Below are 7,617 nucleotides of genomic sequence, written 5' to 3' on the forward strand. Positions count from 1 at the left end.
CGCGTCGTCGTGCGTACCGCTGTACGTACCGCTCAGCCCGCGGCGCACCGGGGCAGACCGGCGGTGTCTCCCGAGCGGATCTTCTTGAGGGCCTTCAGCGCGTCGTCGATGGTGTGCACCTTCACCAGCCGCAGGCCGTCCGGCACGTCCTTGGCCGCCGCCGCGCAGTTCTCCTTGGGGGTGAGGAAGAAGCGGGCCCCGGCCTCGCGGGCGCCGATCGTCTTCATCTCGATCCCGCCGATCGGCCCCACGACGCCCTTGTCGTCGATGGTGCCGGTGCCCGCGATGAACTTCCCGCCGGTCAGGTCGCCCTCCTTGGACACCCGGTCCACGATGCCGAGGGCGAACATCAGACCCGCGCTCGGCCCGCCCACGTCGGCCAGCTTGATGTCGATCTTGAACGGGAAGGTGTAGTCGATCCCGGCCTGGATGCCGACGATGGCCCGGCCACCGGCCTTCTTGGTGGTGATCGGGATCTGCTTCTGGCCGGTCGGCCGCTTGCCGCTCTTCTCGGCCGCCGCGGCCTGCTTGGCCGGGATGATCGAGAAGGTCACCTTCTCGCCGGGCTTGTGCTTGGTGACCAGCTTGGCGACGTCGTCGGGCGCGCGCACCGCAGCGCCGTCCACCGACTTGATCACGTCGCCCGCGTGCAGCTTGCCCTCGGAGGGGCTGCCCTTCACGACGGCACCCACGATCACCTGGGAGGTGACCTTCTTGTTCAGCGCTTCGAGCGCCGCGACCTTGGCGCTCTCCTGGGATTGGCTGAATTCCTCCGCATTCTGCTGATTCACCTCGTCCGGAGTTTTGTCGTCCGGGTAGAGGGTGTCGTGCGGCACCACCACGTTGTCGTGGGAGAGCCAGCCGTAGACGGCCTCCACGAGGTTCATGCGGTATTCGGAGCCGGTGACCCGGACCGTCGTCATGTTGAGGTGGCCCCCGGTGGTCTCACAGCCTTTGTGGCCGGAGATCTGGAGCACGCACTCGCCGTTGTGTTCGCCCAGCGTGTTGTAGGTCGGCCCCGGAGACATCTCCGCGTACGGCACCGGGATCAGCACACCGGCGCACAGCAGCGCGATCAGCATCAGGAGGGAGGCGAGCATCGTCGCGGTGCGGCGTGGCATGGAACGACAGTACGGGACGCGTACGGCAGTCCACTCCCGGGGCCGTCCGTACGAGGGGCCGGGCGTCAGGCCGCCGCGTCCGTATCCGTGCGCGCGCGTTCCATTGCCTCTCGGAACCGTGTATATCCGGCCAGTTCTTCGACGTCCCCCACGTTCTTGCGGTTGTTCCGCGCGGCCCAACCGGCATAGAGCGTGGCGGCTATCGCCGCGAGAACGGGAATGGTCAACCAGAGAAGCGCTCCCATAGCGGCCTCCCGACCCCTTAAGCACCGCGACTGACAGATGAGCAGATTAATCCTCCGCGAGGTCAACGCTCGCGGCGGGGTGCCGGTTACGCAAGTGGAGTACACCATTCCGAGTGGACTCCATGGCGTAACTGTTATCTCGGCCCGCCGAGCGCGCTGTCTTTCTCGCGTGCCCTCTACGCGCCCACCCGCCCTCCCGTCGCCCGACCACCACCCCTCAACGAGGCGCTACGCGCCCACCCATTCCTCGGTGCCGTCGGCGAACGTCTGGTGCTTCCAGATCGGGACCTCGCTCTTGAGGTCGTCGATCAGCCGGCGGCAGGCGGCGAACGCCTCCGCGCGGTGCGGACACGAAACCGCCACGACAACGGCCAGATCGCCGACCACCAGATCGCCGACCCGGTGAACGGCGGCCAGCGCCCGCACCGGGAAGTCCGCCGCGACCTTCTCGGCCACCCGGCGCAGCTCGGCCTCGGCGCTCGGATGCGCGGAGTAGCCGAGGGCGCCCACGTCGGCGCCCCCGTCGTGATTACGCACGGTGCCCACGAAGAGCGCCGTACCGCCCGCAGCGGCGTCGCCGACCGCCCCGAACACCTCGTCCACCGAGAGCGGGGTTTCGCGGACCGCGAGCAGGCGGATGGGATCGGCCGCCGCGCCTTCGCCGGGGTGATCGTACGTATGTGCCATGTCGTCCATCGTGCCGTATGCCGTCCCCTCCTGGCGGACTGTCCCGGTGGGCCGCCATGGCGGCCCGCCGGATCGCGAGCTGCTCAGGCGCGGCGGCGCGCCTTGCGGGCGCGGCGCACGATCGCGGCGGTGCCCACCAGGGCGACGGTCGCGCCCGCCGCGCCCAGCGTGGTGGCGTCCTTGCGGCCCAGCCGCCGCCCGGCGACCGTATGCCGCCCGGCGACCTCCTCCAGCAGCTCGGCCAGCACCTCCTCGTTGGTCCACCGGGGCCGCCAGCCCGCCGCGTGCAGCCGGCTGCCGCTGACCGCCCAGGGGTGCATCGTGTACGCGAGGTCGCCGGCCGGGGACGGGGTCAGGCCCAGCCGGTGCAGCCGGGAGGCGGCGCCGAGGGCGACCGCCGACGGCAGCTCCATGCGCCGGATCCCGGACAGCTCCTCGACCTCGTCCTGTTCCAGCCAGCCGTCGCAGCCGACCGTCAGCTCCCCCTCGACCTTCTCCAGCGCGGCGTACTCCAGCGCGCTGACCAGGTCTTCCATATGGCAGAACTGCCAGGTGGGCCGGGATCCCGCGACCACCAGCAGCCGGGGCGACTCGAAGTAGCGGGTGAGCGCGGTGTCCGTGCCGCCGACCAGGACGGCCGGGCGTACGACGGTCACATTCAGCCCCGGATGCGCCCGGGGTGCGCGCTCCCCCAGCCGCTCGATCTCCAGCAGGTCGCCGACGCCGGTGGCCTCGGCGGTGGCCCGCAGCTCCGCGTCCTCGGCGAGCGGAACGTCGTTGTCGGGGAGGGCGCCGTAGACCATCGCGGAGGTGCACAGCACCACCCGGTGCACCCCGGCGGCCGCGGCCGCGGTCAGCACGGTCTGGGTGCCGCGCACGTTGTAGGCGGTGCGCGCGGCGGGGTCGGTGCCCAAGTCCAGGTCGACGGCGAGATGCACGACGACATCGGCGCCGCGCAGCTTTTCGGCGATGGCCGGATCGCGCACGTCCAGCACATGCCACTGCGCCTCGGTCACCTCGCCGCGCCGCTCGTCGAGGGCCAGCACCTGCTTGATCTCTTCGGACTCCGCGAGCCGCTGCGTGAGCAGGGCGCCGGGGCCCGAGGCGGCACCGGTGACCGCCACGACGGGGCGTCGTGCGGTACGGGCCGTATCGTTTCGCGCAGCGCGAACTTCTCGGTCTGGGGAACTCACCGGGCGTCTCCAGCGGTTGTCTTCAGTACGCAGCGCGTGCACACGTACGTACCAGGTAACGCCCATCCTGCCGCAGCTCGGCGATCAGCGAAGCACTGAGCCCGTAAACCGGCGAGGTGTCTAGGCTGGGTGGTGATGTCGGGCATCCGCCGCCGGTCCGTGGCCGGTGGCCCAACGAGCCGAGGAACCCCGTGAGTGACACCCCATTCGGATTCGGCCTTCCGCCGGAGGAGCCGGAGGACGGCGACGACGGTAAGAAGAAGGGCGGCCAGGGCGGCGAGCAGGGCCCCGCGAATCCCTTCGGGTTCGGCAGCGGGGCGGGCGGCCCGGCCGGAGCAGGCGGCGCGGACAATCCGTTCGCCGCGATGTTCGGATCCCTCAACCCGAACGACCTGGGCGCCGCCTTCCAGCAGCTCGGGCAGATGCTCTCGTACGAGGGCGGCCCGGTGAACTGGGACATGGCCAAGGACATCGCGCGCCAGACCGTCGCGCGCGGCACCGCCGACGGCACCAAGGACGAGAGCGTCGGCCCCGCCGACCGCGCCGCGGTCCAGGAGGCCGTGCGCCTGGCCGACCTGTGGCTGGACGGGGTCACGTCGCTGCCCTCGGGCTCGGGGGCCGCCGTCGCGTGGAGCCGCGCCGAGTGGGTCGAGGCCACGCTGCCGGTGTGGAAGGACCTGGTCGACCCGGTCGCCGAGCGCGTCGGCTCCGCCATGGGCGACGTGCTGCCCGAGGAGATGCAGGCCATGGCCGGCCCGCTGCTCGGGATGATGCGTTCGATGGGTGGCGCGATGTTCGGCACCCAGATCGGGCAGGCGCTCGGCGTGCTGGCCGGTGAGGTGGTCGGCTCGACCGACATCGGGCTCCCGCTGGGCCCGGCGGGCAAGGCCGCTCTGCTGCCGGTCAACATCGCGGCGCTCGGCTCCGGCCTCGGCGTCCCCAAGGACGAGGTGCGGCTGTACCTGGCGCTGCGGGAGGCGGCCCACCAGCGGCTGTTCTCGCATGTGCCGTGGCTGCGCTCGCATCTGTTCGGTGCCGTCGAGGGGTACGCCCGGGGCATCAAGGTGGACACCGCGAAGCTGGAGGACGCGGTCGGCCAGCTCGACCCGACCCACCCCGAGCAGCTTCAGGAAGCGCTCCAGCAGGGCATGTTCCAGCCGGAGGACACCCCGGAGCAGAAGGCCGCGCTGGCACGGCTGGAGACGGCCCTCGCACTGGTCGAGGGCTGGGTGGACGCCGTGGTGCACGCCGCCGCCAAGCCCCATCTGCCGTCCGCGGACGCCCTGCGCGAGACGCTGCGGCGCCGCCGGGCGAGCGGCGGGCCCGCCGAGCAGACCTTCGCCACGCTGATCGGCCTGGAGCTGCGGCCGCGCCGGCTGCGGGACGCCTCGCGGCTGTGGGCGTCGCTCACCGACGCGCGCGGCGTGGACGGCCGCGACGGGCTGTGGGAGCACCCGGACATGCTGCCGACGGCCGAGGACCTCGACGACCCGGACGGCTTCGTCCACCGCGAGCAGCTGGACTTCTCCGAGCTGGACAAGATGCTCGGCGAGGCCGCGGGCGGTGAGGAGCGCGCGGAGGGCTCCGACGACCGTGCCGACCGAGACGACCGTAAGGACGACGAGCGGGGCGACGGCGAGAAGTGAGCCTTCATACGGACGCGGCGCGGGTGCTCACGGAGTGGCCCGCGCCCGACGCCGACCAGGAGCGGCTGCGGCAGGCGTACGGCGACCATCTCACCGCGTATCCCGACGGCATGTGGAAGGCGTGCGGCGACGGGCATCTCACGGCGAGCGCGCTGGTGATCGACCCGCCGCGGGAGCGCGTCCTGCTCACGCTGCACCGCAAGCTGCGGATGTGGCTCCAGATGGGCGGCCACTGTGAGCCGGAGGACGCCACGCTGGCGGACGCGGCGCTGCGGGAGGCCACCGAGGAGTCGGGCATCGCGGGGCTGACCCTGCTGCCGGGCGGGCCCGTGCGGCTCGACCGGCACCACACTCCGTGCGCCTGGCACCTGGACGTGCAGTACGCGGCGGTGGCCCCGCCGGACGCGACGGCGGCGATCAGCGACGAGTCGCTGGACCTCCGCTGGTTCGCGTACGACGAGGTGGCGGACGTGGCCGACGCGTCGGTGCGCCATCTGGTGGCCCGTACCCGCGCGCTGGTCTGAGGAGCGCGCGGGCACGGACCGGCGGCCGCGTTCCGCCTTACTGCCGCCGTCAGTTGCTGAAGATGTTGCCCTGGTTCTGCCCGCGGGCGCCCTGCTGGCCCATGCCGAACTGGGCGGCCGCGCCGCCGCCGATCACCGCGTTCTGCGGCGGCAGCAGCTCGCTGGGCTGGACCAGGGCGTAACCCTGGCCCAGGAAGCTCAGCTCCCAGCCCTCACCGGTGCTGCCGCGCCGACGCCACACTCCTGAGGAATGCGTCTGCGCCTGCATCTGGACGCGCAGCGAGCTGGACCACGCGACGATCGCGTCCGCGTCGGCGTTGACGTACTTGTCCGGGGTCACCTGGAGCAGCAGCGGCTTGCCCGAGGTCATGAGCGCGACCTTGCCCCGGCCGGAGATGTTGAGGTTGTACTTGCCGGAGCCGGTGATGCCGAACTGGCTGTCCACCGCGATCGACTCCCAGTGCAGCGTGGAGTCGAGCGCCAGCACGTACGCGCTGTCGACCGTCAGACCGTCGTGGTCCACGTCCACCACATGGACGTGCTGGGCGAGGTTGGCGAGGAAGACCGTGCCCTGCCCGGAGCAGCGCATCAGGTCCAGGCCCTCGCCGGTGCGGGCGCGGGCGCGCCGCTGGCCGGGGGTCTGGTACTCACCGTCGAACTCGATCAGCCCCTGATAGGCGACCATGCTGCCCTTACGGGCGAGCACGTCCTCGTGGCCGGTGAGCGCGACCCGCAGCATCTTGCGGTTCTGGAGCGCGTAACGGTCCTCGGTCTGGGCCTCGGTGTAGCCGAAAAGCGGGCTCTGCATGTGTCCTTCTCCCCCTCAGCCCCGGGCCCGGAGCCGGTCGGTGCTGTCCTCGCTGGGCTGTACGACGACGAAGCCCTGTCCGGAGAAGCCGAGCTGGTACGCCTCGCCGCTGCCCCGGCCGATCAGGGACGACGCCTTGAAGCTGCGCTTGCCCTTCACCTTGAGACCGCTGGACCAGGCGACGAGCGCGTCCGGGTCCACATAGGTCTCGTCCTCGCCGCGGCCGCAGTCGACGACGATCGGGGTGCCGCGGGAGGTCAGCGCGACCCATCCGGTGCCGGAGACGCCCACGTTGAACAGGCCCTGCCCGGCGAACTTGGCGATGCCCTTGACCCGTTCGACACCCCACTGGAGGTGGGCGTCGAAGGCGAGCAGATTGGTGCCGTTGACCGAAAGCGAATCGCCGTTGAGGTTGATGCAGACGACGTTCGCCCCGTAGTCGGCGAGATAGAGCAGCCCGTCGCCGCTGCACCGCATGAGGGGCGCGCCCTCGCCGGTCAGCCACTGGGAGGCCATCTGGCGCACCGCGGGCGGGTTCGGCTCGTACTGCACGAAGCCCTCGTACGCCACCATCGAACCGGTGCGGGCGAAGAGGTCCTGGCCGCTCTGCATGGCGACCTTGAGCATGCTGCTGCCGTGGTTCTCCATGCGGGCCGCGACCGGGGTGGCTGCGAAGCCCGAGATCATTTGCTGGTCCATGACGGGCTCCCTCAGACCTCGTAGGGCTGGACGACGATGAAGTTGCCGGGCGCACCGCGGAACTGGAGGTTCACGGTCTCCCCGCTGTGGCCGGGGTAGGCGCTGCGGCGCAGCCGCACCTGGCTGGAGATGATCACCTGCGCACCGGCGGACCAGGCCACGATGGCGTTGCTGTCGGCGAAGGTCGTCGGGGTGACGGGGAGCACCACCGGGGTGCCCTGGGTCTTCACGATGACGGTGCCGGTGCCCTGGAACTGCATGGTGAACAGCGCGCCGCCGGGGATGCCGTGGCCTTCGATCCGGCGCACCTCGTGCTGGAGCGACTCGTCGAAGGCGAGCACGTTCTCCGCGGAGACGCAGATCGCGTCGCCCTGGAGCTCGATCGGGTGCAGCTCTGCGGCGTTCTCGGCGAGGAAGACCTGGCCCTGGCCGCTACAGCGCATCAGCTGCATCTCCTGGCCGGTCGCGTTGCCGACGATCCGGCCGCGCATGCCCGCGCCCTTGTAGCTGAAGTCGACCTTGCCCTGGTACAGCACCATGCTGCCCTGGCGGGCGAGCACCGGCTGACCGTCGACGCCGAGGTCGACCCGCATCATCCGCGGGTTCTGCGGCGTCCAGCGCTGGCCGGTGGCCGCCTCGCGGTACTCGGCGAGCGCTGCCTGCACACCGGGGGCGCCGCCTCCCTGGGGCACGG

The 7,617-nt window shown here is 71.4% G+C and carries 9 protein-coding genes; 2 read left to right on the top strand and 7 right to left on the bottom strand.

Going from position 1 to position 7,617, the window contains the following annotated elements:
• Positions 1–32: 32 nt before the first annotated feature.
• From SSOG_RS15635 to SSOG_RS15645, 4 genes are all read right to left on the bottom strand, one after another.
• Entirely contained in the window at positions 33–1,121 is a 1,089-nt protein-coding gene (locus tag SSOG_RS15635) for a YlbL family protein (RefSeq protein WP_009715196.1), read from the bottom strand.
• Positions 1,122–1,186: 65 nt separating this feature from the next.
• Positions 1,187–1,366: a hypothetical protein gene (locus tag SSOG_RS48455; protein ID WP_009715197.1), complete on the bottom strand. Its 180-nt coding sequence runs from the start codon at positions 1,364–1,366 to the stop codon at positions 1,187–1,189.
• 228 nt (positions 1,367–1,594) lie between these two features.
• Positions 1,595–2,053 (bottom strand): molybdenum cofactor biosynthesis protein MoaE, encoded by a 459-nt coding sequence (locus SSOG_RS15640; RefSeq protein WP_039941133.1) that lies wholly within the window; start codon positions 2,051–2,053, stop codon positions 1,595–1,597.
• Positions 2,054–2,136: 83 nt separating this feature from the next.
• Positions 2,137–3,246, bottom strand: coding sequence for an SDR family oxidoreductase (locus SSOG_RS15645; RefSeq protein ID WP_009715199.1), 1,110 nt, complete (start codon positions 3,244–3,246; stop codon positions 2,137–2,139).
• A gap of 191 nt (positions 3,247–3,437) precedes the next feature.
• On the opposite strand from SSOG_RS15645, the gene SSOG_RS15650 reads away from it, so the two are divergent.
• Both SSOG_RS15650 and SSOG_RS15655 read left to right on the top strand, forming a co-directional pair.
• On the top strand, positions 3,438–4,892 hold the full coding sequence (locus SSOG_RS15650) for a zinc-dependent metalloprotease (protein ID WP_009715200.1): 1,455 nt from the start codon (positions 3,438–3,440) through the stop codon (positions 4,890–4,892).
• Entirely contained in the window at positions 4,889–5,416 is a 528-nt protein-coding gene (locus SSOG_RS15655; RefSeq protein ID WP_009715201.1) for an NUDIX hydrolase, read from the top strand. The genes SSOG_RS15650 and SSOG_RS15655 overlap by 4 nt, the downstream gene beginning before the upstream one ends.
• Before the next feature lie 49 nt (positions 5,417–5,465).
• Here SSOG_RS15655 and SSOG_RS15660 read toward each other — a convergent pair whose 3' ends face one another.
• The 3 genes from SSOG_RS15660 to SSOG_RS15670 form a co-directional block, all read right to left on the bottom strand.
• Positions 5,466–6,224: an AIM24 family protein gene (locus SSOG_RS15660; RefSeq protein ID WP_009715202.1), complete on the bottom strand. Its 759-nt coding sequence runs from the start codon at positions 6,222–6,224 to the stop codon at positions 5,466–5,468.
• Positions 6,225–6,239: 15 nt separating this feature from the next.
• Positions 6,240–6,923, bottom strand: coding sequence for an AIM24 family protein (locus tag SSOG_RS15665; RefSeq protein ID WP_009715203.1), 684 nt, complete (start codon positions 6,921–6,923; stop codon positions 6,240–6,242).
• Between the two features lie 11 nt (positions 6,924–6,934).
• Positions 6,935–7,617, bottom strand: a 683-nt coding sequence (locus tag SSOG_RS15670) for an AIM24 family protein (RefSeq protein WP_039937687.1), incomplete at its 5' end; no start/stop codon positions are given.

This window comes from Streptomyces himastatinicus ATCC 53653 (genome assembly GCF_000158915.1).
In the GTDB taxonomy this organism is placed as follows: domain Bacteria; phylum Actinomycetota; class Actinomycetes; order Streptomycetales; family Streptomycetaceae; genus Streptomyces; species Streptomyces himastatinicus.

Bases quoted from the DNA above. Each gene is read 5' to 3' on its own strand.
- SSOG_RS15635 (WP_009715196.1), bottom strand. From the start codon at position 1,121: ATGCCACGCCGCACCGCGACGATGCTCGCCTCCCTCCTGATGCTGATC.
- SSOG_RS48455 (WP_009715197.1), bottom strand. From the start codon at position 1,366: ATGGGAGCGCTTCTCTGGTTGACCATTCCCGTTCTCGCGGCGATAGCC.
- SSOG_RS15640 (WP_039941133.1), bottom strand. From the start codon at position 2,053: ATGGCACATACGTACGATCACCCCGGCGAAGGCGCGGCGGCCGATCCC.
- SSOG_RS15660 (WP_009715202.1), bottom strand. From the start codon at position 6,224: ATGCAGAGCCCGCTTTTCGGCTACACCGAGGCCCAGACCGAGGACCGT.
- SSOG_RS15665 (WP_009715203.1), bottom strand. From the start codon at position 6,923: ATGGACCAGCAAATGATCTCGGGCTTCGCAGCCACCCCGGTCGCGGCC.